Source organism: Frankia sp. CeTa3Moorea, assembly GCF_978021225.1.
Map to the genome: position 1 here is coordinate 79,392 of NZ_CDXDOR010000002.1, position 25,793 is coordinate 105,184.

Genomic DNA, 25,793 nt, shown 5'->3' on the forward strand with positions numbered 1-25,793 from the left:
CGGGGCTGGGCGGGCCAGCCAGGTGGCGAGCCGGACCGGCCGCCGCACGCCGGTGGCGCTGCCGGGCACGGCGGCCCGGGAACACCACTGGCGGGGCGGGACCCGGTCCTCGGATCGGGCACGCCCCGCCAGCCGCGCGCTCAGTTCTCGAACGCCGCCTCGACCAGGGCCTGCTGCTCGCGCTCGTGCACCTTCGACGACCCCGAGGCCGGGGCCGCGGCGGCGCGCCGGGAGATGCGACGCAGCCGGATGCCGCCGGGCAGGAACTCGGTCAGGTTGAGGGCCATGTGCGGGTAGGCGCCCTGGTTCGCTGGCTCCTCCTGGAGCCAGACAATGTCCGTCACGTTCGGGTAACGCTCCAGGACCTGCGCGAGCTCCGGTCCGGGCGTCGGGTAGAGCTGTTCGACGCGCAGCAGGGCGAACCGCTCGGCGTCATCGTGCTTCCCCCGGGCGGCGGCGAGATCGTAGTAGACCTTGCCGCCCGTGAGCAGTACCCGGCGCACGGCCGACGGGTCCGTCACGGACCCGTCGTCAATCACCGGCTGCCAGCCGCTGCCGGTCAGCTCCGCCACGGTGGACGTCGCGGCCTTCAGCCGCAGCATCGACTTGGGGGTGAAGACCACCAACGGGCGCCGGACCGGCGAGAGGGCCTGCCGGCGCAGCAGGTGGAAGTAGCTGGCGGGGGACGAGGGTGCGGAGACCGTCATGTTGTTGTCCGCGCACAGCGACAGGAAGCGCTCGATGCGGGCGGAGGAGTGGTCGGGACCCTGACCCTCGTAGCCGTGCGGCAGCAGCAGGGTGACTGCCGACCGCTGGCCCCACTTGGCCTCACCGGCGGTGATGAACTCGTCAATGATCGACTGGGCGCCGTTGGCGAAGTCGCCGAACTGCGCCTCCCAGAGCACCAGCATGTCCGGCCGGGCGACCGCGTAGCCGTACTCGAAGCCCATCGCCGCGAACTCGCTCAACAGCGAGTCGTAGACGTAGAAGGTGCCGACACCGTCGTTCACGATGGTGCCGTCGAGGCCGTAGCGCAGGGTCCGCAGCGGGGTGTGGTCCGCGGCGCTGTGCCGGTCGACCAGCACGGCGTGCCGCTGGCCGAAGGTGCCCCGCCGGCTGTCCTGACCGGTCAGCCGCACCGAGCGGCCGTCGAGTAGGAGCGTTCCGAAGGCCAAGGTCTCCGCCAGCGCCCAGTCGATCGAGCCGGTCTTCACCATCTGGGCCCGCCGCTCGACCTGGGGACGCAGCCGTGGATGGACGGTGAAGCCCTCCGGCAGGTTGACCTGGGTCTCGATGACCTTCTTCACGGCCTCGTCGGACACGGCGGTGCTCACCGCGGCCGCCGCGGCGGCCTCCTCCGGGGTGGTGATGATGCGTGGCTGCGGCGACGAGCCCGCCGGGGTGGTGTCCCGGGTCTGCGCGAAGGCCTTCTCGAGCTCCGCGCGGTAGCTCTTCATCGCTTGCTCGGCCTCCTCGCGGGTGATGTCCCCGCGGCCGATCAGCGCCTCGGTGTAGAGCTTGCGCACCGAACGCTTGCTGGCGATGGTGTCGTACATCAACGGCTGGGTGAACGAGGGCTCGTCCATCTCGTTGTGCCCGCGCCGCCGGTAGCAGACCAGGTCGATGACGACGTCCTTGTGGAACGCCTGGCGGTACTCGAACGCCAGCGCCGCGACCCGGACACACGCCTCCGGGTCGTCCCCGTTCACGTGGAAGATCGGTGCCTGGACCATCCGGGCGACGTCGGTGGCGTACACCGACGACCGGCCGGAGTCCGGCGAGGTGGTGAATCCGACCTGGTTGTTGATGACCAGGTGCACGGTGCCGCCGGTGCGGTATCCGCGCAGCTGGGACAGGTTGAGGGTCTCGGCGACGACCCCCTGACCGGCGAACGCGGCATCGCCGTGGACGAGTACCGGCAGGACGGTGAAACCCGTCGAGCCCTTGTCCAGGATGTCCTGCTTGGCGCGGACGACGCCCTCGGTGACCGGGTCGACCGCCTCGAGGTGCGACGGGTTCGCGACCACCGAGACCGGTACCGTGCGGCCGTCCTGGCCGGTGTAGACGCCCTCGGCGCCGAGGTGGTACTTGACGTCGCCGGAGCCGTGCGCGGTCTGCGGGTCGAGGTAGCCCTCGAACTCGGCGAAGATCTGCCGGTAGGACTTGCCGACGATGTTGGCGAGCACGTTCAGCCGGCCGCGATGGGCCATGCCGATGACGACCTCGTCCATCCCCGCGCCGGCGGCGCGCGAGAGAACTTCGTCGAGGGCGGGGATCGTCGACTCGGCGCCCTCGAGGGAGAACCGGCGCTGGCCGACGTACTTGGTCTGCAAGAACGATTCGAACGCCTCCGCGGCCCCGAGCCGCTCCAGCACGTGCAGCTGCTCGGCCGGGTCCGGCCGCTCCGCGGCCCGCTCGACCCGGGCCTGGATCCAGGCGCGCTCGTCCGGCTCCTGGATGTGCATGTACTCGATGCCGATCCGACGGCAGTACGAGTCGCGCAGGACCCCCAGGACGTCGCGCAGGGACATCGTCCGGTGCCCGGCGAAGCCGCCGACGGCGAACTCGCGGTCGAGGTCCCACAGGGTCAGCCCGTGGCTGATGATGTCGAGATCGGGATGGCTGCGGATGGCGAACTCGAGCGGGTTCGTGTCCGCCATGAGGTGGCCGCGCACCCGGTAGGCGTGGATCAGTTCCAGCACCCGGGCGTTGTGGTCGAGGTCGCCCTCGTGCACGACCGGCATGTCGGTGACCCAGCGCACGGGCTCGTAGGGCACCCGCAGCGACTGGAAGATCTCGTCGTAGAAGCCGTCCTCGCCGAGGAGCAGCTGGTGCATCCGGCGCAGGTACTCACCCGACTGGGCGCCCTGGATGATGCGGTGGTCGTAGGTGCTGGTCAGTGTGATGATCTTGGAGATCGCGAGCTTCGCCAGGGTGTTCGCCGACGCGCCGGAGAACTCGGCCGGGTACTCCATCGCCCCGACGCCGATGATCGTGCCCTGGCCCTCCATCAGGCGGGGCACCGAGTGCACGGTGCCGATGCCGCCGGGGTTGGTCAGGCTGATGGTGACGCCGGTGAAGTCGTCGGTGGTCAGCTTGTTCGCCCGAGCCCGGCGCACGAGGTCCTCGTAGGCCTGCCAGAACTGGGTGAAGTCCAGCGTCTCGGCCTTCTTGACGGCGGCGACGACGAGCTGGCGGCCCTTCGGGGTCACCAGGTCGATGGCGAGGCCCAGGTTGACGTGCTCAGGCTGGACGATGGCCGGCTTGCCGCCCACCTCCGTGTAGGAGGCGTTCATGACGGGATGCGCGGCCAGCGCCTTGACCATCGCGTAGCCGATGATGTGCGTGAAGGACGCCTTGCCGCCGCTGGAGCGGGCCAGGTGCCGGTTGATCACGATGCGGTTGTCCGCGAGCAGCTTGGCCGGCACCGCCCGCACCGAGGTCGCCGTCGGGACGTGCAGCGAGGTCTCCATGTTGCTGACCACGCGGGCGGCGGCGCCGCGCAGCGGCGTGGCCGCCTCCGGAACCTGCCGGTCGGCGGGTGCCGCCTGCTTCGGGGGCCCGGCGGGCTGCGCCGACGCCGGGACCGGCGCGGTCGCGGCGGCCGGAACAGACGCGGCGGGCGGAACCGACGGGACGGCCTCGCTCGGCTTCACCGGAACAGGCGTAGTGTGGAAGACCTCACCATCCGGCGAGACCTCTCCGTTAGGGGCCGCCGTGGCGGCCTGCTCGGCTGCGCCCGCGGAGGCGGGCGGCGTGCCGGGGTGGTAATCGGAGAGGAACTCGCGCCACTCCGGCGATACGCTCTGCGGATCTTCGAGAAACTGCTGGTAGATCTCGAAGACCAGCCATTCGTTGGGTCCGAAGTCAGGTCCTGACGCAGGTACCGTTGGTGCTGTCACGGGGCCATTCGCCTCTATCCACGGTCTCGCTTCTCGGCCTCCGAAAGGCCCTTCCGCCACCGTCTCCCCATCCTACCCGCTCTGGGCATCCTGGTTCGACCTGCTCCCCCCGATCTGTCCTCCGATCGGTTACGAGTAGCTTGCTCGGCGTGTTCTCCGGGATACGCGGACCGGCGCCGGGAACGGCCGGCAGCTACAGCCAATCAGGGCGAGAGTGAGATCGTTCGATCGTTCACCGCACGGTGGGGATACTCCTGGGCGGGCCGTCGGTTATGCTCGGTGACGCCGGCCCGCATCATGGCCCCCGGACCCAATAAATGTCGCTTCGAGCGACCTACGCCCGTGAGGCGACCTGGCGGGCCGGCGTCTTCCTCTTGATGTTTCTGCTCCTTGGTGCCCTTTCTCCCTTGGTGTCGTTGTCCCTTGGTTTGCCCGGGGTCAGAGTGCGTCCGTCACGGACTGTCCGTAGTGGTCCCACCCGCCGCTGCCTACGGGACGCTCCCCGTCCACTGTCACCCCCGCGCCGACCGGTCCCGCGCCGCTCAGGACCGAACCGATCATTACGCACCCGGCCGGCGGGGTCACTCCTGGGGGAAGGCAGGCGACCAGCGCGTGATCCTCGCCGCCGTCGAGTACCCAGCGCAACGGGTCCACATCAAGGGCGGCCCCGGCCGACCGCATCGCCTCGTCGATCAGGAAGGCTTCCGGCGCGAGATTGATGGACACCCCCGATGCCACGGCGATGTGGCCGAGATCCGCCACGAGACCGTCCGAGACGTCGCACATGGCGTGCGCGCCCGCGGCGGCGAGCACCGGCCCGAGCGCGTAGGGTGGCCGGGGCCGGCGATGCGCCGCGATCAGCTCCTTCCATCGCGGGTCGTCGACCCATCGGGAGTCGCCGGCTGCCGAACCCGCCGTGAGTAGGGCCAGCCCCGCCTGGGCCCACCCGAGACGACCAGCGAGCACCACGGCATCACCGGGCCGGGCGCCCGAGCGCAGGACCGGCGGCCGGCCCTGCAGGTCACCGAGCGCGGTCACCCCGAGCATGATCGAATCCGCGGAGCTGACGTCCCCGCCGGACACGGAGGCACCGGCATACGCGCATTCCTCGGCCATTCCGTCGGCCATCGCCAGGGCCCAGTCGACCGCGAGGTCGCCGGGTGCGGCGAATCCGAGGAACAGGCCGGTGGGCCTCGCCCCCATCGACGCCACGTCGGCGAGGTTCTGCGCGGCGGCCTTGTGCCCGACATCCACCGCGGACGACCAGTCCCGGCGGAAGTGGCGTCCTTCGAGCAGCAGGTCGGTGGTGACGACCACCCGACCGTCCGGGGCGGCCAGCACCGCCGCATCGTCCCCGGGGCCGACCAGCACGTCCCGTCCATGGGAGAAACGCGCCGTCACAGCCTCGATCAAGCCGAACTCACCCAGATCACGCAGCGTTGCGCCCGCCGGGGGTTTCCCGTGACTTCCCACTCGCCATATCCTCCAATACCCTACTGATCTGGATATTTCATCCTCGTCGGAGTTTCCCGACCCCGCCGACTCCCGGACCGACTGGCCGGACCGACCGGCCGGACCGACCGGCCGGACCCGGGACCCCCGGCCGGAGGCGGCACCGACGGGTGGACGCGGCCCTGACCGCACCGGGTACCCGGAAACAGCGGAATGACCGTGATCGCAACGTCCGCGTCACCTTCCCGACATATGTCACTGGAAATCTGACGCGCGTGCGAAGCCAGACCTGTCCGCGTGTATGTCGTCCGCGGCCTGCCGTGATCCGTGGGGCCGGTCAGCCGCGCGCCCAGGCGATTCGGCCCAGCGGAGGTCCGCTGACCAGGCATCGGTCCAGGTAGGGCCGGGTGGCGCTGCAGCCTGGCCGAGGAAGGATCGAGGGAAGGCACTACCTGCCCTCCACCCCCGAGACCATCAGATGGGGTGAGCTGCCGAACGCCCTGACCAGGCCGGTTCTCAGTGTCGACTCCGGCGCCACGGTCACCTTCGATACGGTCAGCCAGGAGGGGATCCTCTGCGACCAGGGGCGCGATCCCGACGCCTTCTTCGCCGGTTTTGGGGTCGCGCCGTCGGAGGTGCTGGCCGACGCCCGGGCGATCGCCGCTTCGGGTATCCCGCACCGGTTCGGGGTGGACGGCACCCACATCGTCACCGGACCGGTGTTCGTCCGGGGCGCGGAACCGGGGGACATGCTGCGGGTTGAGATGGTCTCGCTGCATCCCCGCGCACGGTATGGGATCGTCTCGACCCGCCATGGCGCGGGCCTGCTCGCCGGGGAGTTCCCCGCGGGGGGGCCACCGGACTCGGACGCCGACGCCCGCCATTGGCAACGCTTCCGCACCGTTACCACCTTCTGCGCTGTGGAGCGCCGGCGGGGCCGCCTGTTCGGCGCCCTGACCAGTGTGAACGGCAGCAGGACCCGGTTTCCGTTGGCGCCGTTCCTGGGAATCATGGCGGTCGGCGTGGACACTACGATCGAGATTGTCCCCTCCACCTCGATCGGTCCGCACGGCGGCGCCCTGGACTGCCGGGAACTCGGCGCGGGCGCGCGGCTGTTCCTGCCGGTCCAGGTGAGCGGCGCGTTGTTCGCCGTCGGCGATCCGCATTACGCCCTCGGAGACGGGAAGATCGGTGCCACCGCCCTGGATGGCCCGCTGCGGGCGACGCTGCGGCTGACCGTGCTGCGTGACACGGCGGCCCGGTCGGTTCTCGGCGCGCTGCGGGAACCGTTCATCGAGACCGACACGGCCTGGGTCACCCTGGGGCTCGACGTTGACCTCGCCGAGTCCGTCCGCCGCGCGGCGCGGTCGGCGGTGGTCTTCCTACAGAGCCGGGTCGGGCTCGACCGGACCGAGGCGCTTGCCTACCTGTCCGCCGCAGCCGACTTCGGGGCGTGCCAGCTCGGCACCGGAACCCAGAGCGCGTTCTGCCGCATCCGCCGGGCGGATTTCACCGAACTGCCGACCGTGAAGCCGCGACTGCCGCGACCCGGACTCGTGCGGATCGCCGGCGTGGGCGACTCGGAGACCGAGGACCCGACGGATCCGGGACACGCCGCGGAGAAGACGCCGGAGCAGGCGTCGAGGCATCCCCACGACGATCACGGTCCCGACGTCCTGCCGGCGCCGTTCGAACCGGGCGGGGTGGCCGGGCCGCCGGCCTGACCGACCCGTTCGGCCCGCGGGGAGCGGTCGCCCCCACCGGCGCCCAGGGCCGCGCCCGCGCCTCGCCGGGGGGCAGGGGCCGGATCACGGGCCGGATCGTGCGGATCGGCGTCCGGCGGTGCGTCGTCGAGGCCCTCCAGATCGGATAGGGCGATGGGCCGCCACCGGTGCAGCGCCTCGTCGGCGCTCGCCCGGACGGTGGAGTGTTCGACGCGGGGGAGGCCGATGGCGGCATCGTCCCGCGGTCGTCGCGCCCCGGTGTTCACGGGCGCGATGCCGGCCCTCGCCAGCCGCGGCCACAACGAGGCCAACGCGGCGTCGGTGTCGAGCTCGAACTCGGACTGGCGGACCCGCCAGAACCGCCAGCCCGCCCGGCGCAGCTCGCGCTCCCGGGCGAACTCGTGCGCGATCTCGTCCGGACCGGAGCCGACGTCCCCGTCGCACTCGACGGCGAGCCGGGCCCGACCGCCGGAGACGACCAGGTCGACCCGCCGACCGTTGACCTCCACCTGCGGGGTGACCAGGTAGCCGCGGCCGGCGATCTCCCGGAAGACCCGCTGTTCGAACAGGGATCCGAAGGCCGGATGCGGACGGTTGGCCGGCACCTCGGCGAGCGCCGGGGGCTCCTCGCCGCGGCCGGCGGTCGCCGGGTGCGTCGTGGACAGCACGTAGCTCAGATAGTTGTGCCGCAGATCGCGGGGGTCAAGATCGGTAACCGGTACGGAGTGGAACAGCCAGACCTGGTCGCGGGCCCGGGAGGCCGCGACGTTGAACCGCCGCTGGTACTCCAGTCGGGTCAGCGGGGTGATGCGCGAGTCGGGCGCCACCACCAGGGACAGGAAGACGACGTCGCGCTCGTCGCCCTGGAAGTCGGCGGGGACGCCCACCCGCAGCCGTCGACGCTGGTGCTCGGCGGCGGACATCCGGTCGGCCAGCTGGTCGCGGATCAGCGCCGCCTGCGCGGTGCCCTGCGGGACGACGACGCCGAAGGAGAGCCGGGCGTACCGGGGATCCTCGGCGCAGGAGAGCACCTGCGCGACCAGGGCATCGGCCTCGGCCGGATTGCGTGGACCGAGGCCCGCGTCTGTGGTGAAACCATGGGGAACGAACCGGGCGACCAGCGGCGGCAGCCGGTCGGCGCCGAACTGGCGCAGGGGAAGCAGCGGCGCGTCCCGGTAGAACATGGCCGACGACCACTCGATGATTTCCGGCATGCACCGGAAGTGCTCCCGCAGCCGGATCACCTCGCCGAAGCGGGTCCGCAACAGCGTGAACAGGCTAGACCGGGGGGTGAACCCGACGCGCAGCCACGCCGGCACCTCCGGCAGCAGGGCCTCCAGCCGGTCGAAGACCCGGTCGAGCTCGTCCGTGACCTCCACCGGCGGCGTGCACTGCCGGTCGTCGCCCACGACGATCACCCGTGGGGCGAGCCAGAGCAGGAACAGGCTGTCGAGCCCGGCCTGACTGCCTTCGTCGACGATCACGACGTCGAAGCTGTCGCGCACTGCCGGGATCGTCGACAGCACCTCCCGGATCGGCATGACCCAGGCCGGCACCGCCGTCTGGGCGATCTCCATCGCCTCCCGGGCGGCCTGGCGGAAACGTTCGGCGTGGCGGCCGCCGAAGGTGCCGCTGGCCGCCACCGCGTCGGCATAGGCGCGCAGTGCGGCCGACTGCTCGGCGCCCATCCGTTCGAGGCAGTGTTTCCACGCGCGGGCGCCGGCCAGCTCCGCGGTGGCCGCGGCGACCATGTCCTCCGCCGCGTCCAGCTCGGCGTCCAGATCGACGGGTGGTCCAGCCGGGCCGCCGGGAGCCGCGCCGGCGCCGGCGGCCGTGGCGGCGCCGGCGGCCGTGGCGGTCAGCCAGCTCGCGGCCACCGCCCAGGACCAGGCGGTCGTGAACGCCGCGAGCCTGGCCGGCCAGATCTCAGCTCCATTGGGCCGGGTCGCGCCGGCCGTCGAGACGAGAAGATCGGCGAGGTCGGGATGCGCCGCGCGCAGCCGGCCGAGCAGCTCGTCCCGGCGCAGCGCCACCTCCCGGGCAGCCATGGTGGTGGCGAGCGCGGCCCGGGTCCGCGTGTACGCGGCCACATTGCGGGCCGCCACCGCGCCGGCCAGCTCGGCGACCTCGGACGGCGCGCCCGCCGCGGTGGCAAGCTCGGCGTAGCCCTCCCGCAGTTCCCCCAGCGCCTGCTCGGCGTCGGCGGCGGCTGCCATCGGGCGCAGCGCGGCCATGACGGCCGCGAGATCCCGGACGCGCTCGGCGGAGTCCACCGCCGGTGCCCGGCCGGGCACGATGTCCTCCAGGATCGCCACGACCCGGTCCCGCGCCGCCACGACCGCCTGGATCTCGGTGACGGCCTCCTGCGCCTCAACCAGTCGGGACAGGCGTACCTCGAAGGGATCGGTGGGCCGCGGCGCGATCCCGACCAGGGCCCACCCGCGGGTCGCGGCCTCGACCGCGACCTCCGCCCGGAGCCGGACGAGCACGAGATCGAGCAGCTCCGGGGTGGTCGGCGCGACGCCGTCCACCAGCGTCCGGGTCAGCAGCGCGTCCGCCTCCTTCTGGACCTTCGGCCGGAACCTGCGCCGCAGCTCGCCCCCGGCGTCGAGGTGCTCGCGCAGTGCCTCCCCCCGGGCGAGCAGAGCGGCGGGGTCGAAGCCCGGATCCGCCGGGGAGCCGGCGTCGGCCGCCGAGGCGGAGCCGTCCGGGGACGCGGAGGTCGGAAGGGCGACCGCGTGCAGACCGAGCTCGGTCACGTGCCGTGTCGCTTCGGCGATCATCGGCGTGGCCGCGGCCACCTTCGCCCAGAGGACCCGGTCCCGGCCGGCGAGGGCGTCGTCGAGGGCCGCCGGAACCCAGTGCCGTCTGTGCGACCGCTGCCCGCGCCCGTCGAGCTCCTCGAGTGTGCGGGAGAGCCTGGCGACCGCCTGCTGTAGCGGATCGAGGGAGACCACCGCGGGATCGACGGCGGCGAGCGTGTCGAGGAGACTTCGGGTCGCGGGACGGACGGCCGCGCGGGCAAGGCGGACCGCCTCGTCGGCCGCGCGGGCGGCGGCCACCAGGTCCGCGAACCGCTCGGCGGGTAGGAACCGGCTCATCTCGACCACCGGGCTGGCGGACCGGTCCGCGCCGGCGTCCTGACCAGATCGCATCTGACCGGATCGCAGCAGGGCGTGGAGCTCCAGTGCCTCGGCGCCGGTCAACGGCGGGGGAACCGGCGCAGGCCCGACAGGCCCGGACCCCGTCGTCGTGGTGGCTGCGGTGGTCGCGGTGGTCGCGGTGGTCGCGGTGGCCCGGGGCACGGGCCGCGGCAGCCACCGCGACGCGTCGGCCTCGGCCCGGACCCGCGCCGCGATGCTCGCCCGCGTCCCGCCCCAGCCCGGAGCCACCTCGCTGTCCGGATGCACCGTGTGCTCGGCCAACCGCAGGGCGCGGGCCCGGTCCGCCAGGACATCGCGGGCGCGGATCGCCTCCCGCCGACGCGCGGCGGCCCGCGCGATCCGCCGGTCGAGCGCCTCGGGGTGATAGGTGGCCTTCTCCGCGGCCAGGGCGCTCACGCTCGCGGCGAGCTCGGGGGAACCCACGCCGATGCCGCCGAGCTCGTCCGCTCCGTCTTCAGCCCCGGCCGGGGCGGGGTCGAAGACCGGGTCGGGCCGGCCGTCCAGGCCCGCCCCCGCGTTCTCGGCCTGGTCGACCGGAGCGCCGCGTGCCTCCTCGGTGTCGGTGAACGACACGCACAGCCGCTGCAGGTCCGGGGGCAGTTTCTCCCGCAGGACCCGCAGGGCTTGCGACTTCTGGCTGGTGACCAGAACCCGTTGCCCCTCCGCCAGCAGGGCGCAGACCAGGTTGGCGATCGTGTGCGTCTTGCCGGTGCCGGGCGGGCCCTCGACGACGACGCCGTTGTCGTGGCGAAGCCGTTCCAGCACCCGGGCCTGCTCGGGACTGGCCGGGAGCGGGAGCAGCGGGTCCGCACCGAGCTCGGCGCCGCTCGTCGCCCCCTCCGCCTCGAGCCAGGCCAGCCGGTCGGCGGCGCCGAGGGTCTCCACCAGCTGGACGAGGCCGAGCGGCGGAGGTCCGTCACCCCGCAGGACGTCGAGCATCCGCTCGTAGTAGGTCAGCAGGGCGGCTTGGTCACGGGTGCGCAGGACGAGGGCCGGGGCGAAGGTCACCCGCGGGCGTGACGCGCTGTCGGGCGGCGGCGGCGCGGGCGGCGCGAGGTCGGGTTCGAAGCCGTCCGTCGGCACGTCGAGCGCCAGCGCCAGCCAGTCCCGCAGCAACCGGATGTCGTCCGGGCCCAGTGGCGCCGACGGTCGTCCCCGCAGGCGCTCGTGCAGCGCGTTCGTCCGTTCCCGGCGGAAGCCGGCGATGCCGTCGAGCAGCGGGCCGTCGGCGAGGCGCGTCGTGGCTCCCGCCGGGACCCGCACCCTGATGTCGGAGGTGACCGGGTCGATGTCGCAGGTCAGTCGGGTGGTCAGCAGGTGCTCGCGGACGGTGGGGCCGCCCGGTGGCTGCCAGGTCAGCAGGCCGGTCGCCAGCACGAGTTCCAGCGCGTCACCCTCCTGGGCGACCCGGGCCGCGACCGCGTGCAGCGTGTTGTGCAGATTGCGCCGCTCCGCGTCAACGCGCGCGCGTGTCGCCCAGAGCTGCCATCGCGGCAACCAGGCCTGGTAGGCCGCCGCGGCGGCGGTCTGCTCGGCGGCGGTCTGCTCGGCGGCGGCGCCGTTCCACACCGGCGGCTGGTCGGGATCGGCGCCGGCCGCGTCGGGCAGCACGATCTGGCCGTCGAGGATCGCGGGCGGTGGCGGCGGTGGGGGCAGGACGGTGGCGGCGGGGGCGGTCAGCAGCACCTCGCCGGCCCCGGCGTGCTCGGACAGCGGCACGCCGGCCGGGATGCTAGCGAGCCACACCGTGAGCGGATGCTCCTCGATGGTCCGGATCCGGCCCGACCGGGCCGCCGCGACCTCATGGAGGAACCGCACCAGCCGGTGACAGCGGTCGGCGAGGGCGGCATGCCGCTCGGGGCCGGCGGTCTCCGTCGTCATCAGGACCTCGCTCTGGAGATCCCGGCGCCCGCGCCGGGAGGGAAACGACATCCGTCGGTTGTCGCCACGTGACTTTCCTCCCGTCGGCGCTGTTCTCCCGATCCGCTCGCCCGATCCGCGGGGCCACCGATCTGTGACGCCACGTCCGCGAGGTCGGCAGGATGCCGGCATCCTACGCATAATGACGTCCCCCTCTCCGGCGGAGCGACAGGAGGGGGTAGCCCGTCCGCGGGGTGCGCCGGGTGCGGGTTCGGGTGCGCCGGGTGCGGGTTCGGCGTGCCGCCGACGGCACGGCGAGGCGGGTGCGGCAACATACGCATCCGTGAGGTCACGGTTCTACACTGATGTGCACATTCACTCCCGGTACTCGCGTGCCTGCAGTCGTGACTGCGATCTGGAGCACCTGGCCTGGTGGGCGGCACGCAAGGGCATCGCCGTCGTCGGCACCGGCGACTTCACCCATCCGGCCTGGTCCCAGGAGATCGCGACGAAGCTGGTCCCGGCCGAGCCCGGCCTGTTCCGGCTGCGGTCCGATCTCGAGCATGAGGTGCTGCGCACGTTGCCGGCCTCCTGCCGGACGGCGACCCGCTTCATGATCTCCAGTGAGATCTCGACGATCTACAAGAGGGGCGACCGGACCCGTAAGGTCCATCATCTTCTCTACGCTCCCGATCGGGAGGCCGCCGGACGGATCACGGCGGCGTTGGCCCGAATCGGCAACCTCGCCGCGGACGGGCGTCCCATCCTGGGCCTGGACTCCCGCGATCTGCTGGAGATCACCCTTGGTGGCGGGGCGGGCTGCTATCTGGTCCCGGCGCACGTGTGGACGCCCTGGTTCGCGGTTCTCGGTTCGAAGTCCGGGTTCGACGCCGTCGAGGACTGCTACGGCGACCTCGCCGATGAGGTCTTCGCCCTGGAGACGGGGCTTTCGGCGGACCCGGAGATGTTCTGGCGGATCTCCGGTCTCGACCGTTACCGGCTGGTGAGCAACTCTGACGCCCACTCCCCGCCGATGCTCGGCCGGGAGGCGACCGCGTTCACCTGCGACCTCGACTACTTCTCCATCGAGGCCGCGCTGCGCGGCGGGGAGGGCTTCGCGGGGACCGTCGAGTTCTTCCCGGAGGAGGGCAAGTACCACCTCGACGGGCATCGCAAGTGTGGGGTGGTCCTCACGCCGGACCAGACCCGGGAGGTCGGCGGACGCTGCCCCACCTGCGGCGGTGGCCTCACCGTCGGGGTCCTCAACCGGGTCGAGGCGCTGGCCGACCGGCGGCCCGGCCACCGCCCCGTCACGGCGCCCGGCGTCACCTCGCTGGTTCCGCTGCCGGAGGTCGTCGGGGAGGTCCTCGGCGTGGGTCCGAAGAGCAAGGCGGTCGCGGGTCAGGTGACGTCGTTGGTCTCCCGTCTGGGCCCGGAGCTCGACATCCTCGGCGACGTACCGCTCACGGACATCGCCGAGGCCGGATCGCCGGAGCTGGTCGAGGCAATCAGTCGCCTGCGCCGCGGGGAGGTGATCAGGCAGGCCGGATTCGACGGCGAGTACGGCGTCATCCGGTTGTTCGAGCCCCGGGAGCTCGCCCGGGACGGTGGCACCCTGTTCGACCTGGGATCCGGCGCGGCCGGTGGGCAGGACCGGATCGATACGGGACCCTCCCTCGACGAGGCGCTCGCGGCGCGGGCGCGCCCGGCCTCTGATGCCACGGTGGTGCCGGGGGACGCCACGGTGGTGCCGGGGGACGCCGCGGTGGCCGGCAGCCAGCTGTTCACGCCGGTTTCCGGCGAGACCCCGTCGGTACTCGACGGGCTGGATCCCGAGCAGCGGCTGGCCGCCTCGCACCTGTCCGGTCCGCTGCTCGTCCTCGCCGGACCGGGAACGGGCAAGACCCGTACGCTGGTCCACGCGATCGCACACCGGGTCGCTGAGCACGGGGTGCCGGCCGGGGAGTGCCTGGCGGTCACCTTCACCCGGCGTGCGGCCGGGGAGCTCGCCGAACGGCTCGCCGGCCTGCTGGGTGACGCCGCCGGACGGGTGCTCGCGACGACCTTCCACGGCCTCGGGCTCACGATCATCCGTGAGCAGCACGCGAAACTCGCCCGGGGCCCGCAGGTCCAGGTAGCGGACGACGCGGTGCGCGTGGAGCTAATCGCCGCGGCGCTGCACGGTGAGGGCGACGCCCGGATGCGCCGGCGGGTGGCGGCCGGTGTCGCCGAGCTCAAGCGGCACCGAGCGCTCGGCGAGGCGATCCGCGACCACGACCTGGTCGGGGCGCTCGCCCGTTACGACGCCGCGCTGCGCGATCGGGACATGGTCGACCTCGACGATCTGATCACCCTGCCGCTGACCCTGCTGCAGTCGTCCCCGGATCTCGCCGAGCACTACCAGCGGCGGTGGCGCCACGTCTGGGTCGACGAGTACCAGGACACCGACGAACTCCAGTACCGCCTGCTGGGGCTGTTGTGTCCCCCCACGGCCAACCTGTGCGTGATCGGCGACCCGGACCAGGCTATCTACAGCTTCCGGGGTGCGGACGTCCGGTTCTTCCTGCGGTTCGAGCAGGACTACCCGAGTGCCCGCCCGGTCGCCCTGACCCGCGGCTACCGATCCACCCGCACCATCGTGCGGACGGCGCTCGATGTGATCGCGCCCGCGAGTCTGGTCCCGGACCGGACCCTGACCGCCGTGCGGGGCGCCGAGGGCGACGGCCCGGTGCTGCTGCGGCGCTACCGCAGTGAGGCCGAGGAGGCGATCGCCGTCGTCGGCACGATCGACGCGGCGCTCGGCGGTACCTCGTTCCACGCGTTGGACTCGGGGGTGGACGGATCGGTCGACGCGGGGTTCTCCTTCGCGGACATCGCCGTGCTCTACCGGACCGCCCGCCAGGCCGAGCCGATCATGGAAGCGCTGGCCACCCGCGGTTTCCCGTTCCAGCGGCGCTCTCATCTCCCGCTCGCGGACGCTCCCGCGGTCGCCGGCCTGCTCGCCCTGCTGCAGGACCTGACGACCACGGGTCCGTCGGGTCCCGGCGTCCCGCGTCCGGTATCGGGTCTACTGCGCGACGCGGCGGCACGGGCCACCGATCTTGCCGAGGCGAGGAGAAGCGAGCTCGGCGCCGTGCCGTCCGACGGGTTCCCCGGCTTCTCCGGCGGGCGGGTGCCGACCGAGGCCGAGCTGCGCCTGGCGGTGGAGCTGCTCGCACCGGCCGCCGCAGCGGCCGGCAACGACCTGGCGGGTTTCCTCACGTCGGTCACGCTCGCCGCCGAGGTCGACGGGCTGGACCCGAGGGCGGACCGGATCTCGCTGCTGACCCTGCACGCGAGCAAGGGCCTGGAATACGGCCTGGTCATCATCGTCGGTTGTGAGGACGGGCTGCTGCCGATGCGGTTCGGTCCGGCCGGTGGGATTCCGGGCGGTGAGGCGCCGGGCGGTGGCGTCGGCGGAACCGCCGACGCCGGCACGAAGGACGCCGAGGCGGAGGAGCGCCGGCTCTTCTTCGTCGGCGTCACCCGGGCCAGGCATCGGTTGGTCCTCACCTCGGCGGCCAGCCGGCGGCGCGCCGGGTCGGTCGTGACGACCCGTCCCTCACCGTTTCTTGCGGATATCAGGCCGGCTTTGCTGTCCTCTGCCCCGGCCGAGGGCGTCCCGGCCGAGGGCGGGCGGCGTCGGCCGCGCCGGCCGGCACCGGGCAAGCAGCTGCGACTCCTCTGAGCCGCTGGGCCGGAGCCACCGGGCCGGCACTCGCGCGGCCCGGCGGCTCAGCGCTTGCGCAACACCATCGCGAGGTTCCAGGTCACAATCTCGCGGGCACCGGGAATCCTGAGAATCACCTTCGCCCAGTCGGGTAGATAGCGCGGCATCGCGTCGAGGATCTCGACGTCGGGCCGCCGCTTCGCCCAGGCGAGGGTGTCGGCCACCGACACCGGGAACAGAGTCTTGCCGTAGATGTTCTTCGGCGCCTTGCCCTTGCGGCGTTCGAACCTTGCCGCCGCCCGGTCGCCACCCAGATAGTGCCAGGGTGCGGTCTCGTGGCCGCCCCAAGGGGACAGCCAGTTCGTGTAGCTCAGGAAGATGAGCCCGCCGGGGCGGGTCACCCGGGCCAGCTCGGAGCACATCCGCCATGGGTCGGGAACGTGTTCGAGCACGTTTGACGTGTAGCAGAGATCAACGCTTCCGGAGAGGAACGGTAGGTCCAAGGCGCTGCCCCGGACCCGGCCGGGAACCTCGAGGCCACCGGCCTCCATCTCCGAGACGTCCGGCTCGACCCACACATACCGGGCGCCGGCGTCGAGGAAGGCTGAGCGGAAGTAACCTGGGCCGCCGCCGACGTCGAGGACGAGCTGGCCGGTCAGGGAGGTGTACCGCATCAGCTGGCGCACGGAGTCCGCGGCGATCAGCGAGTAGAAGCCGGCCGGGTCGACGGGCTCCTTGCGGTGCGCGAGGAACAGCGTCTTCGAGCGCGACAGTCCGAACCCGGAATAGGGCAGGGCGCGCACCAGCGGACCCTCCTCCTTGGTCCGCTGGCGGGGAGTGGCCGCCGCGGAGGGCGTCGGGGCCTGCCTCGAGCCCGCGGGGGGAGCCGTGGAAGCCGCAGCCGTGGACGCGGTGGAGGTCGCCGCGGATGCCGCCGTGTCAGACATGCTGGGGACGATAACACCACGGCTGCGGGCCTTCGGCGGGCGGCGGGAGCCGCCCGGGCCGCCAGTCGGATCCGCCTCGGCCGTGGCGTGGCGTGGACCCCCGGTCCGGAGTGGCCCCGACGTCCGCCCGGTCTCCCGGCTCCGATGCGCAGAGCAGGAACATATCGCGCTTGTTGTGGAATTATCCAGGTTCCGAGGTTTATTGTTTACGTGTTGGATGCTCCTTTGGCCCGTTGGTACTTCTTCGTTCCCTGAACCCGGCGACGTGTGTTCCCGGCGATCCTGAGGACTGGTGATGGTGGTAGCGCACCCGGTTCCGCTGGCAGGCCCGACTATCTTCCGAGAAACTGGACCATTTGGACTTTCCGGGATATTAGTGATTATTCCGCCCGCCTGGCCGATCGCCGCGGCTCAGGGCATGGGCGACTAGGCCGCGGGGATGCCGCAGATCTATGAAAGTCCCGACTTGCCTTCGCCTCCCGTCTCGGGGGCGTTATCTCCGGCCTGGCGACACGTTCTTGATCAGCCTATGGGGATGCGGGCCGAACTGGACCGCCTGCGCCGCCACGCGCCCTTTTACGACGCGACGGTGGACGAGATCGACGGCCGCCGGATACGGATCGGTGATCACTGGCTCGCCGATTTCGCGTCGTGCAACTACCTTGGCCTCGATCTCGACCGGGAGATCATCGAGGCGGTCCCGGAGTACCTGGACCGCTGGGGCACCCACCCGAGCTGGTCGAGGCTGATCGCCAGCCCGCAGATGTACGACGACATCGAGCGCACGCTCGCCGCTCTCCTCGGTGCCGAGGACGCGCTGCTGCTCCCGACCATCACCCACATCCAGCTGTCGGTGCTGCCCGCCCTCGTGGGCAAGGGGGCCCTCTTCGTCGAGGTGCACGCCCATCAGACGGCGCATGACGGCGCGGTCGTGGCCGCGGCCCACGGCGCCGTCGTGGCGCGCTTCCGCGAGGACCGGCTCGACCGGCTGGAACGCCGGCTGCGGGCGAGCCCCCACCCCCGGGTGGTGTGCGTCGACGGCGTCCACAGCATGACCGGAAACGGCCCGCCGCTCGCCGAACTCGCGGCGCTCACCCGTGCGCACGACGCCCTGCTCTACGTCGACGACGCCCACGGGTTCGGTGTCGTCGGCGAGCGTGATGCCGCCGCGTCGAGCCCCTACGGCAGCCGCGGCAACGGAATCGTCCGCCATCTCGGCGAGACCTACGACGATCTCGTCCTGGTCGGCGGTTTCTCGAAGGCGTATTCGTCGCTGCTCGCCTTCGTCGCCTGCCCCACGGAGGTGAAGGAGTATCTGAAGTCCACCGCGGGCCCGTACGTCTTCTCCGGCCCGTCGCCGGTGGCGTCCCTGGCGACCGGGCTGGTCGGGCTGCGGGTCAACGCGGAACGCGGGGACGCCATCCGTGCCCGGCTGTACCGCCTGACCAGCCGGTTCCTCGACGGCCTGCGCGGGCTCGGCCTGTTCACGCTCAACGCCAGCGGCTTTCCGATCATAGAGCTTCCCCTGGTCGACGCCGCGCAGGCCGAGCCGTTGGGCCGGTTTCTGTTCGAACGGGGGATCTTCGCGAGTGTGGTGCCGTTCCCGGTCGTTCCCCGCGAGCAGGTCGGGGTGCGCATCCAGGTCACCGCGGCCAACACCGACGTCGAGATCGATCATCTGCTGGCCGTCCTGGCCGAGGCGGTCGAGCGGTTTCCCCTGGTATCGGTCCCGCAGGCCCGCGCCGGCGACTGAACCCCAGCTCGCCGGAGGTGAGGTGACGGAGACCCCGGACGGCGCCCTAGGCCAGGGGTCCCCGCATTGCGCCGGAGGCGCCATGCGGGGCAAGGCGGGCGACCGGGTACCGGTCCCGGTTGAGGCGGACGTCGGCATCCCGGACGCGGGCCAGAACGGCGAGGAAATCGGCCCGCGGAATCTCCACCGCACCCAGGTCGATCAGATGCGGGGTCGCGATTTGCACGTCCAGCAGCATCCCGCCGGCCGCGGTGAACCGGGCGTCGAAGTCGGCCAGAGCTACTTTGGAGGCGTCGGTCCGGGTACGGAACATCGATTCACCGACGAACACGCCGCCGACGCCCACTCCGTACATGCCGCCGACCAGCTCGTCGCCCTCCCAGACCTCGATGCTGTGCGCCCAGCCCAGGGCGTGCAGCTCGGCGTAGCCCTCGACCAGTTGGGGAGTGATCCACTCGGAGGTGCCGCCGCGGCGGCAGCCACGGACGACGTCGACGAAGCGCTCGTCGACGGTGGTGGTCCACCCACAGTTACGTAGCCGCTTGCGCAGTGTCCGGTTGACCCGCAGCCGGCCGATCGGGATCACTGCCCGGGGGTCGGGGCTCCACCAGGGCAGGTCCAGCCCACCGGGGCGGTGCGGGGGCAGATGGGGGATGCGTCGGGCGGCCACCGCCGCCCGCAGGATCTCGCGCAGCCACCCCCCGCCCCCGCGGGTCCCGCCGCTCTCGTCGTCCCCGTGAGCCTCGCCGCCGCCGTCGGCCTCGCTCGCCGGCCAAGGGAAGGCACCGGCCCGGTAGGCGCCGATCAACGTCGCCGGATCCAGCTCACCGCCGACGGCGACCGGGGCCTGGCGTGGGCTGGTCAGCAGCGAGAGCCCGTCCCATACGGTGGGGCCGAGATCGCGGGGCGGCGCCGTCAGCGCCACGACTTGACCGCCGGCGTCCGATCCGGGGTGACTGGGGCGTTCAGCACGGCACTCTCCATCGTCGGGGAGAGATCGCCGGGACATTCCTCCGTCCGGCCGATCGTCTCCGGATCGATCATGCCAGCCGACGGCGCCCGTCGCCGCAGTTGCTCGGTCACCTGCTCGGATGGGCCCGGATGGCCGAGGAAATAGCCCTGAGCCAGGTCGCAGCCGAAATCCCGCAGCATCCGCATCGCCCCGGCGGTCTCCACGCCCTCGACGACGATGCGCAGGCCGAGCGCGTGGGCGAGTCCAACCGTCGAACGGACGATCGCCTCGGCCCGGCCGTCGACCTCCATGCGTTGGATGAATGATTTGTCCAGCTTCAGCACGTCGACGGGCAGCTCCCAGAGCCTGGCCAGGGAGGAGTACCCGGTGCCGTAGTCGTCGACGGCGATTCCGATCCCCAGGTCGCGCAGCTCCCCGAGTACGGCGGCCGTGCGGACCCGGTCGAGCATCAACGTGGTCTCGGTGATCTCCAGCTCGAGTGCCGTCGGGCTCAGCCCGAAGCCGGAGAGCATGCCGCTGACCTGTTCGGGAAAGCCACGGTCCAGCAGGTCCGAGGCGGACAGGTTCACCGCCACCGCGACGTCGAATCCGGCGGAGTGCCACTGCCGGCACTGGCCCAGGGCGGTCTCCAGCACCTCGATGGTCAGCATCCGGATGAAACCGGCCTGTTCGGCCAGGGGGACGAACTCCTCTGGCCCGAGCAGGCCGCGGCGGGGATGCCGCCAGCGGACCAGGGCCTCTACGGCGTTCGCCTGCCCGGAATCGAGGTCGACCTTGACCTGGTAGTGCACCTCCAGCTGGCCGGTGCCGAGCGCCGCGCGTAGGGACTCGATCATGTCGAGGCGGACGAGGCTGTTCACGTCGGACCCGGGACGGTAGGACTCCACGCCGGTGCGGCCCGACTTCGCGGCATACATGGCCACATCGGCGCGCTGCAGCAGGGTGTGGGCGTCCTCGGCGTGGTCGGGGTACACGGCGGCGCCGATGCTCGCGCCGACGTGCAGGGTCACCCCGCCGACGTCGAAGGGATCGTCGAGCACGGCCAGCACCCGGTCGGCGACGCGTTTCGCGGCCTCGATGTCCGAGTGTTCGAGCAGGACCGCGAACTCGTCGCCGCCCAGGCGGGCATGCAGGTCGCCGGGACGCAGGGCGTCGGAGATACGGGTTCCGACCTGCGCCAGCAGCGCGTCGCCCACCTGATGCCCCAGCGAGTCGTTGATCTCCTTAAACCGGTCAAGGTCCAGCAGGAGGAGTGCGAAGGTGTCCACCCCGGTGGCGTGCTGCTCGGCCTTCGTCAGCCGTTCGATGAAGCCACGCCGGTTCGCCAGGCCCGTCAGCTCGTCGGTGCGGGCCAGCGCTTTGCTCTCGGCGAGCTGCTGGACCTCGATGAAGGTGAACGCGGCGCGGGCCAGTGCCGTCAGCACCGTGGCCGCGGCGAGCCCAACGGTGATCTTTGGCAGCTGGACCGCGGCGCCGAGGACGAGCAGACCGAGCGCGATCACGGTGAGCACCAGCGGGACCGCGATGACGCCCCAGCCGGACATCTTGGCCGGTGGGTGCCAGCGCGGTCGCTGCCAGGCGGCCAGGGCCGGCATGAGCACCGAGAACAGCCACAGCGTGCTGAGGAGGCCGGACCCGGGGTCCCTGTCCGTGGTGACGCTGACCAGTAGGAGCGAGTCGGCTATCGCGAAGCCCACCAGCCCGATGCCCAGCAGCCACCACATCCGGCCGGGATGCCAGCCCAGCAGACTGAACACTGTGACGATCAGCAGGATCAGCAGCAGGTCGGCGAGCGGATAGATCAGGTTCACCGTCATCGTCCACGCGCTGTAGCGCGGATACGAGTTCGCCATCGCCACGCCGATGCCGCTGGTCAGCGCGGCTACGCCGAGCAGGCCGACGAGCGCGTCCATCCAGACGCTCGTGTGCAGCCGGAGCACTCTTCTGCGTAGCAGGAGGATGACGGCGACATAGCACGCCGGATAGAAGAGCAGCCAGCCGAGATCGGCCAGCGACGGCCCGAGGTCGTCGTCCTGCCGGCCGGCGACCGCCGTGTTGTAGTAGATCGTCGCGCATCCGTAGCTGACGAGCCCGGTGCCGAGCAGCGCCCAGGGCAGGCGTTCGCCGCGGATCAACACCGCCCGCGACAGGCAGATCAGGCCCGAGCCGAGGGCGACGCCGTAACGCAGCGACCCGGTCTCGTTGCCGATGCGGGGCACGGTGACGAACGCGGAGACGGACAGGTAGACCGTGGCGACGATCAGGACGAGCTGGGCGGCCCGGATCAGACGGAACCGGCGCGGGGGAGGGGGAGAGGCGGTCAACCGGTCATCCCCCCGCAGAGTGGTGGGAGCCTGCGCACGTGCCCGGCATCGTGCCGACGGCCATCGCCCGGTGCCGCGGCGACGACACCCGCGGCACCGGCGGCCGCCTTGCCGGCCGGTTCGCCGAAAAAGATGATCTTTCATGGGTGTGCCGTGGGCGGGCGATGGTGGCGGCTCCCCCTCCGGCCCCTCTCCGGTGCGGCCATGGTGCCGACCCCGCAGGCCCGGTAATCGACCACCGCCGGTGGCGACCGGTCGTGCGGGAGGGACAGGGCTACCTCCGTCGAGGGAAAGGGTACGGACACCCCGGAGGTCCCGCCACTCGGGCCTCATGTGACCATCATGACGGAGGCTTGGCCGGGCATGCCTACATTCTCGTACATCTTGGTCTCTTGTCATTTATATGCAAAAATTTGTCGCGATTTGCTGGTGTGGCGTTGGGTTCAGGTGGGGTGACCGTGCGCAGGCGTGGCCGTGTCGTCGACTCATCACGTCAGGGCGGCCCGATCGTGGTCACTGCGGCGGGAGGCTGCCGTCGCGAGACATGGTAGGAAAATGTCGGTCATGTCCCACTTCCCGCGCTGGAGGCGGGGGAGGAGCGCACATGCGGATCGGTCTGCAACTACCCGACTTCACCTCCCCGCACGGTTCCGGGCGGCTCGGGGAGGATCTGGCCGAGGTGGTCCGCGTGGCGGACACGGTCGGATTCGACTACCTGGCCGTCATGGACCACTTCTTCCAGATCGCGATGGTCGGTCCGGCCGAGAACGATATGCTGGAGGCGTACCCGACGCTGGGTTTCCTGGCCGCCCACAGCCGCCGCGCGAAGCTGCTGACCCTGGTCACCGGGACGGTCTACCGGGAGCCCGGCGCCCTGGCGAAGATCGTCGCGACGCTGGACGTGCTCTCCGGCGGGCGAGCCTGGCTGGGCATCGGCGCCGCCTGGTACGAACAGGAGGCGGTCGGTCTCGGTCTGCCGTTCCCGCCGCTGGCCGAGCGGTTCGAACGGCTCGAGGAGACGCTGCAGATCTGCCTGCGGATGTGGAGCGGTGACGAGAGCCCCTTCTCCGGCCGGTACTACCAGTTGGCCCGTCCACTGAATTCGCCGCGGCCGCTGACGCGGCCGCATCCACCCATCCTGATCGGTGGGGGTGGCGAAAAGAAGACGCTGCGTCTCGTCGCCCGGTACGCACAGGCGTGCAACCTCTTTCCCGGTCCCGATCTGGCGCGCAAGCTCCAGGTGCTGCGCGAACACTGTGAACGCGAGGGTCGGAACTACGACGACATCCTCAAGACCGTGGTCTTCTCCTTTGACGTCGGAGCGAGGGGGGAGAATGTGGAGAGGATTCTCGACGAGCTGAACGACCTGGCCGAACTCGGTGTCCAGGCGGTTCTCGGTGGCGTGCGCGACGTCTGGCACGTCGAGCCTCTGCACATACTCGGTGAAAAGGTGATTCCGCGGGTCGCCGGGCTCGCCGAGATCTCCTGACCCTCTGGGTGGCCGGCCCGTCGGCCGGCCCGGCACCGGGGGCCACCGACGGCCCGGCTGGATGCCAGGGTGAACTCCGCGCGCACAGCCGAGCGGCGGTGGCTGCTGCACCGGATGCTCGCGCCGCACCGGCGCGTCCGGGCGGTGCGCGAGTTCGACGAGGTCTATCGCACCCTGCGGGAGACCGCCCCGGCCCCCGGCACCCCGGCGTTCAGGCCTCGCCCTGGGCGCGGTGCGTACCTAGCCGCCCCGTTTCGTCTATGACAGAGGTAGCAGTAATATTTCTGGTAGCAGTAATATTTCTACTACCTCTGTCGTAATCCGGGGTGGATTTCTCTGTCTGTGACGGCTCGTGGTGCGGACATCGCGAGATGACGATCGGGGCGACCGTGGGGCCAACGGAGATCAACGGACTGCCGGCGCACGTCTTGCTCGTGCATGTGGTTGTCATCCTCGTGCCGCTGGCGGCGATGCTGGTGGTGTTGTCCGCGGTGTGGCCGGCGGCGCGGCGCCGGCTGGGCGTCATCACCCCGCTAGTTGCTCTGGTCGCGCTGGTGAGCGTGCCGCTCACCACCCATGCGGGGGAGTGGCTCGAGGCACGCGTGCCCTCGAACGAGCTGGTCCGCCGGCACGCCGAACTCGGCGACACCCTGCTGCCCTGGGCCGCCGGGCTGTTCGTCGCGGCCGTGGTGCCGTGGGTGCTTGCACGCCGCTCGGCCGCCACCGGAACGGAAACAGCTCCGGCGCGCACCGCGACCGGTTCCGGCCGGACGCTGCTCGTGGCGGTTCTCGCCGTGCTCAGCCTTGTCGCCGCCGCCGGTTCGGTCGTGCAGGTCTACCGGATCGGCGACAGTGGTGCCCAGGCTGTCTGGCACGGCAGCTTCAGCCGGACTCCCCTCCTGGTTACCCAGAGCGCGTCGGCGCAGCCAGTCGTCGAGTGAGGGCTCACCGCTGTCGAAGGCCGACAGGTCGTCGGAGGCAGTGATTGGTCTGGGGGCCGAGTAGCCGCTCACTCGAAGATGGATTCTTCGGCGAACAGGCGCTCCAGCCGGGGCTTGGCAGTCACCGGGCGGTCGAGGACGGCGAGGGACTCTACCCACGTCTCGTTCTCCGGCAACCCGCGACCAAACTCGGCTGCTGGTGTGAGAAGGCGGCCGGATCGGTGGAGAGACGGCGGGGCGTCGATGACGGCCCGGCGTGCTGCGGGCAGGTCGAGGGTGTCGGTGTCCGCGACGTCGTGCGAGCCGACAATTCGGCCAACCCTACCGTTACGTTAGAGTTGGATGTATGTGGATGGAGTCACGTCGCCAACGGAACCGATCCCCACTGCCCTGGTCGGCAACCCGCCATCATCCGGCTTCGCCTGCCGACGAGTGCCCCCTTGCAGGCGAGGAGTAATCGTGCCGTTTTTTGGCTTTAGTCGGGACGCAGTCTGGGGACGTTTCAAAGCGGCATGGCTGGCGGGTCCCACCGCGGATCTGCTGGCTGGTCTGGTGGTCGCCCTGGCCCTGATTCCTGAGGCGATCTCGTTCTCGGTCATCGCCGGGGTGGATCCCAAGGTGGGTCTTTACGCTTCGTTCTCGATGGCAGTGATCATTGCGATCGCGGGCGGTCGCCCAGCGATGATCTCGGCGGCAACAGCGTCGATGGCGCTCGTCATGGTGCCGCTCGTCCGGGATCACGGGGTCGAGTACCTCTTCGCGACGACGGTCGTGACCGGCGTCGTACAGATAATTCTCGGGCTGGTCGGGGCAGGCCGGCTGATGCGTTTCGTGCCGCGTCCGGTCATGGTCGGATTCGTCAACGCGCTCGCGATCCTCATCTTTCTCGCGCAGCTTCCTCATATTGCGGGTGAGACCTGGGTGGTCTATTCAATGATCGCCGCCGGTCTGGCGGTGATCTACCTCTTCCCCCGGATCACTCATGTCGTGCCAGCACCGCTGGTCGCCATCATCGGCATCGCGGTGGTCGCGACGGTCTGCCACATCGAGGTACCGACCGTGGGCGACATGGGAGATCTCCCGGATGTGTTGCCCGTCCTGAGGCTACCCGACGTGCCGTTCACGTTCGAAACGTTTCGCATCGTCGCGCCCTACGCGTTCACGCTTGCCGCGGTGGGTCTGCTGGAGTCGTTGCTGACCGCGCAGATCGTGGACGACATGACCGACACCCGATCAGACAAGGACGCCGAGTGCCGCGGCCAGGGACTGGCGAACATCGGCACCGGTTTCCTTGGCGGCATGGCGGGCTGCGCCATGATCGGGCAATCGATCATCAATGTGAAGTCCGGGGGACGGACGAGACTGTCCACCTTCAGCGCGGGCCTGTTCCTGCTGATCCTTGTCACCGCGCTCGGTGACGTCGTCTCCATCATCCCGATGGCGGCGCTCGTCGCCGTCATGATCATGGTGTCGATCAGCACGTTCGACTGGGCGAGTATCAGCCCGCGGGTACTACGGAGTGTGCCGCGCAGCGAGACCCTGGTCATGGTGGTCA

Annotated in this window: 13 protein-coding genes; 7 read left to right on the forward strand and 6 right to left on the reverse strand. The window is 71.2% G+C overall.

Features of this window, described 5'->3' with window-relative positions; all coding sequences use genetic code 11:
* Positions 1–140: 140 nt before the first annotated feature.
* Together AC08OV_RS00925 and AC08OV_RS00930 are read right to left on the reverse strand one after the other, a co-directional pair.
* Positions 141–3,902, reverse strand: a complete 3,762-nt coding sequence (locus AC08OV_RS00925) for a multifunctional oxoglutarate decarboxylase/oxoglutarate dehydrogenase thiamine pyrophosphate-binding subunit/dihydrolipoyllysine-residue succinyltransferase subunit (RefSeq protein WP_476614242.1) — start codon at positions 3,900–3,902, stop codon at positions 141–143.
* 438 nt (positions 3,903–4,340) lie between these two features.
* The gene (locus tag AC08OV_RS00930) at positions 4,341–5,375 is read right to left on the reverse strand and encodes a thiamine-phosphate kinase (RefSeq protein WP_476614241.1); all 1,035 of its coding nucleotides are present in this window, start codon (positions 5,373–5,375) and stop codon (positions 4,341–4,343) included.
* Between the two features lie 386 nt (positions 5,376–5,761).
* Here AC08OV_RS00930 and AC08OV_RS00935 point away from each other — a divergent pair, with 386 nt between their 5' ends.
* The gene (locus AC08OV_RS00935) at positions 5,762–7,078 is read left to right on the forward strand and encodes an acetamidase/formamidase family protein (RefSeq protein WP_476614240.1); all 1,317 of its coding nucleotides are present in this window, start codon (positions 5,762–5,764) and stop codon (positions 7,076–7,078) included.
* Here AC08OV_RS00935 and AC08OV_RS00940 read toward each other — a convergent pair.
* The gene (locus tag AC08OV_RS00940) at positions 7,015–12,123 is read right to left on the reverse strand and encodes an AAA domain-containing protein (protein WP_476619143.1); all 5,109 of its coding nucleotides are present in this window, start codon (positions 12,121–12,123) and stop codon (positions 7,015–7,017) included. The two genes, AC08OV_RS00935 and AC08OV_RS00940, sit on opposite strands and share 64 nt — an antisense overlap.
* Before the next feature lie 322 nt (positions 12,124–12,445).
* On the opposite strand from AC08OV_RS00940, the gene AC08OV_RS00945 reads away from it, so the two are divergent.
* A complete protein-coding gene (locus AC08OV_RS00945; RefSeq protein WP_476615137.1) occupies positions 12,446–15,829 on the forward strand; it encodes a UvrD-helicase domain-containing protein in 3,384 nt (1,127 codons plus the stop codon).
* A gap of 47 nt (positions 15,830–15,876) precedes the next feature.
* On the opposite strand, the gene AC08OV_RS00950 is transcribed toward AC08OV_RS00945, so the two are convergent.
* On the reverse strand, positions 15,877–16,614 hold the full coding sequence (locus AC08OV_RS00950; RefSeq protein ID WP_462186638.1) for a class I SAM-dependent methyltransferase: 738 nt from the start codon (positions 16,612–16,614) through the stop codon (positions 15,877–15,879).
* Between the two features lie 583 nt (positions 16,615–17,197).
* On the opposite strand from AC08OV_RS00950, the gene AC08OV_RS00955 reads away from it, so the two are divergent.
* A complete protein-coding gene (locus AC08OV_RS00955) occupies positions 17,198–18,511 on the forward strand; it encodes an aminotransferase class I/II-fold pyridoxal phosphate-dependent enzyme (protein ID WP_476615138.1) in 1,314 nt (437 codons plus the stop codon).
* Positions 18,512–18,557: 46 nt separating this feature from the next.
* Here the strand turns inward: AC08OV_RS00955 and aat are convergent, their stop codons facing one another.
* Positions 18,558–19,436, reverse strand: coding sequence for a leucyl/phenylalanyl-tRNA--protein transferase (aat, locus tag AC08OV_RS00960; RefSeq protein WP_476619144.1), 879 nt, complete (start codon positions 19,434–19,436; stop codon positions 18,558–18,560).
* Positions 19,427–21,808 (reverse strand): putative bifunctional diguanylate cyclase/phosphodiesterase, encoded by a 2,382-nt coding sequence (locus AC08OV_RS00965; protein ID WP_476615459.1) that lies wholly within the window; start codon positions 21,806–21,808, stop codon positions 19,427–19,429. Before AC08OV_RS00965 ends, aat begins: the two co-directional genes overlap by 10 nt.
* 604 nt (positions 21,809–22,412) lie before the next feature.
* Between AC08OV_RS00965 and AC08OV_RS00970 the strand changes: the two genes are divergently transcribed.
* The 4 genes from AC08OV_RS00970 to AC08OV_RS00985 form a co-directional block, all read left to right on the forward strand.
* Positions 22,413–23,297 carry an LLM class F420-dependent oxidoreductase gene (locus AC08OV_RS00970; RefSeq protein ID WP_476615458.1) on the forward strand — a complete coding sequence of 295 codons (885 nt, stop codon included), beginning with the start codon at positions 22,413–22,415 and terminating at the stop codon, positions 23,295–23,297.
* A 69-nt stretch (positions 23,298–23,366) separates the two neighbouring features.
* A complete protein-coding gene (locus AC08OV_RS00975) occupies positions 23,367–23,561 on the forward strand; it encodes a hypothetical protein (RefSeq protein WP_476615457.1) in 195 nt (64 codons plus the stop codon).
* Positions 23,562–23,668: 107 nt separating this feature from the next.
* Positions 23,669–24,238 (forward strand): hypothetical protein, encoded by a 570-nt coding sequence (locus AC08OV_RS00980; RefSeq protein WP_462186637.1) that lies wholly within the window; start codon positions 23,669–23,671, stop codon positions 24,236–24,238.
* A gap of 459 nt (positions 24,239–24,697) precedes the next feature.
* A partial coding sequence (locus tag AC08OV_RS00985; RefSeq protein WP_476619145.1) for a SulP family inorganic anion transporter occupies positions 24,698–25,793 on the forward strand: 1,096 nt, incomplete at its 3' end.

What these genes read in the sequence shown, in the direction of transcription:
- AC08OV_RS00940 (WP_476619143.1), bottom strand. Translation starts at nt 12,123, where the DNA reads ATGACGACGGAGACCGCCGGCCCCGAGCGGCATGCCGCCCTCGCCGAC.
- AC08OV_RS00955 (WP_476615138.1), top strand. Translation starts at nt 17,198, where the DNA reads ATGCCGCAGATCTATGAAAGTCCCGACTTGCCTTCGCCTCCCGTCTCG.
- AC08OV_RS00970 (WP_476615458.1), top strand. Translation starts at nt 22,413, where the DNA reads ATGCGGATCGGTCTGCAACTACCCGACTTCACCTCCCCGCACGGTTCC.
- AC08OV_RS00980 (WP_462186637.1), top strand. Translation starts at nt 23,669, where the DNA reads ATGACGATCGGGGCGACCGTGGGGCCAACGGAGATCAACGGACTGCCG.